The organism is Anaerolineales bacterium (assembly GCA_037382465.1).
Classification (GTDB): Bacteria; Chloroflexota; Anaerolineae; order Anaerolineales; family E44-bin32; genus WVZH01.
In genome coordinates, this window is sequence record JARRPX010000123.1 from 1 (window position 1) to 2,659 (window position 2,659).

Annotated in this window: 3 protein-coding genes; all 3 read left to right on the forward strand. The window is 57.2% G+C overall.

Annotated features, from left to right (window positions below):
• Positions 1-464 (forward strand): LysE family transporter (locus P8Z34_17150; protein MEJ2552401.1); only part of this gene is annotated, 464 nt, incomplete at its 5' end.
• Positions 465-643: 179 nt separating this feature from the next.
• A complete protein-coding gene (locus P8Z34_17155; protein ID MEJ2552402.1) occupies positions 644-2,215 on the forward strand; it encodes a hypothetical protein in 1,572 nt (523 codons plus the stop codon).
• Between the two features lie 159 nt (positions 2,216-2,374).
• Positions 2,375-2,659 (forward strand): hypothetical protein (locus P8Z34_17160; GenBank protein ID MEJ2552403.1); only part of this gene is annotated, 285 nt, incomplete at its 3' end.

The following is a 2,659-nucleotide window of genomic DNA, read 5'->3' on the forward strand; positions in this document are numbered from 1 at the left end:
TAATCGCATTGATCCTGCTTTCTCGAGTCCCCGAATCATTTCAAATCGTCATACGTGCTGCAGGTGGCTTGCTTCTACTCTATCTCGCCTGGGCGAGCTATCGAAATTGGCAAGAGAGCGTCTTCCAGGATTCGGAGCAAAGCGAATCGGCGCCGAGAACGTTGTTACAGGCGGTGATGGTCAATCTGCTCAACCCCAACCCGTACCTGGGCTGGAGCTTGGTACTGGGCCCCGCGGTCATGGATGCCTGGCAGAAAGATCGCACTTACGCCGTCGTTCTAATCGCGGCCTTCTACGGCACCATGGTCGTCGGATTGGCGGGGACGATTTTCCTCTTCGGCAGCGCGAACAGACTCGGTCCGCGCGGACGGCGTGGGGTGGTGCTGCTGTCCGCAGGCATCCTTGCAGCACTGGGAATCTGCCAACTCGTGCTGAGCTTTCTCGACATTTTCGGTGCGATCTGATTTTCCTCAATGCCCGCGTCACCTGTCCTAAGAAGCTGAAAGAACAGCCTTCTTGCAAACTCTCACAAACCGGTTGTAGAATCTATCTCGGGAAAGGGCGGTAGCCGATCCCGGAACTTCTCCGCAGATGCTCCCGAGCAGGAAGATTTGACTAGAGTCATTCGACTCCAGGAGGTGTAATGAAGAAGCGGGCTTTTATTGCCATGATCATCTTGTTTTTCGTCCCGGCGTGCAGAAGCACCACACCGACGGTGTTACCCGAACCAACTTCTACCTTCGCAGAACCCCAGGTGAGTCCGGAACCAGGTTATCCCGAAGTGACAGGGCCGGATCCTTCGTACCGTGTGGCGGCGTTCTACTACCCCTGGTATGGCAGCGAAGAGATCGACGGCGCGTGGGTTCATTGGGATCAGGCGAACAATCAGCCGCCCGCGGACATCGGTGCCGATTACTATCCGCTGCTCGGCGCCTACAGCGCGAGGGACCCCGTCGTTGTTGCACAGCACTTCGCCTGGCTGCGAGAGACTGGGGTTGGGGTGATCATTTCCTCCTGGTGGGGCAGGCAATCGAACGAAAATGTTGCCGTGCCCCTCTTACTCGAAATGGGGGAGCGCTACGGCATAAAGGTGGCCTTTCACATCGAAAACTACGGCGGGCGTTCCGCCAATCGCTTGGTGCAGGATGTCAAGTATATTTATGACAACTATGGCGAACATCCGGCCTTCTTCCGTACGACGAGTTCGAGCCGCTGGAGCCCCGACGATCGACCCAAGGGGATGTTTTTCCTCTGGGCGTCAGTGGCTCCGGACGGGGAATCGCCCGCAGTCGAACCGGGCTACTGGCAGGAAGCGTTGGATGAAATCCATGCCCTGTCCGATGGCGGGTTGGTCATCACCGACCAAAATTCGTCGCAGTGGATCGAACAAGGTCACTTCGATGGCGCGTACAACTACGGTGTACTCACTATGAATCTTGACTCCGGATACAAGTGGGCTCGCAGTCTGCCTGTCGACGCATTGTTTTTTCCCGGTGTGAACCCGGGTTTCTCGGCCGAGCGGATCCATTATTCTTCGGATACGGACACACCCCGTAATGATGGGGATTCATATGAGAACCGCTGGGAGATGGCGCTGGATGTGGGCATCGAGCCCGAGATGGTCGTCATCACAACGTTCAACGAGTGGCACGAAGGCACCCAGATCGAACCGGCGGTGCCGGACATGCAGGACAGCCACGGTTACCCCTACAAGAATTACGCTCCCTTGCCGCCGGAAGGCTATCTGGAACTTACTCGCAAGTGGGTGGATACCTTTCTGGCCATGGACTGGCCGGAAGTCGACGCGCAGCGCGTGCGCATCCGCCTGGCGACTACGTCCGATTGGACCGATTTCAATCTGCTGTCCGGCGGCACGTGGCTCCGACCGACCCTCATCTCCGCCAGTGATTCGGCGCAGACGGCTGGGCTCATCGACGGACATTTCGCTCTAAATCAACCGATCGCTCAGGCTGAAGCGGGAAACCTAATCGAGATGATCGTTGACATACAATTGACCGATATAAATGGCGATGGAACACTTGTGTTCGAAATCACTCGCGGTAACATCGGGATGACCTGGGTGGAGTTCTACCGCGTGACGGACGATGAACCGCTGCTGATCGAATCTGTCAAATGGGGTGGTATTTCCGGCGACGGACGGAACGGGCGCAGCTTCGAAATTCAAGCCGATGCGTTGGTCGACTCAGCACAATGAGAACAAAGCTTGTGAAATTTGCAGCGAGATGCCGCCGCGTGTTGTATGATGGGGCGACGATCTCGCATTGGGCAAAGGTCAGGGAACCCGGCACATAAGCATTAACACAGGGACGGCCCGGCACTTGCTGATCGTTAGCAGATAATTATGGAGGGGACCATGGAACGCAAACGAAGATTCTGGACGTTCTTTGCAGTCGTGCTCATCCTGATTCTGACAGGATGCGCTAGTGCAGCGACTCAAGGATACGATACATACGGTTCGTTCGCAGACTCCGCCTCCGGGGGGGCGGAGTACGCAGAGCCCGAGGAAGCAGAGGCGCCGATGGCTCCGGAAGCGCCGCCCTTGGAGGAAGTCCCGGAGTCCGAGGCCGCTTCGGGCGGCGCTTCCGACATGGCGCTGCTCGATTTCGGGCAGCGCTCCAGCCGCATGATCATCAAAAAC

What these genes read in the sequence shown, in the direction of transcription:
- P8Z34_17155 (MEJ2552402.1), top strand. Translation starts at nt 644, where the DNA reads ATGAAGAAGCGGGCTTTTATTGCCATGATCATCTTGTTTTTCGTCCCG.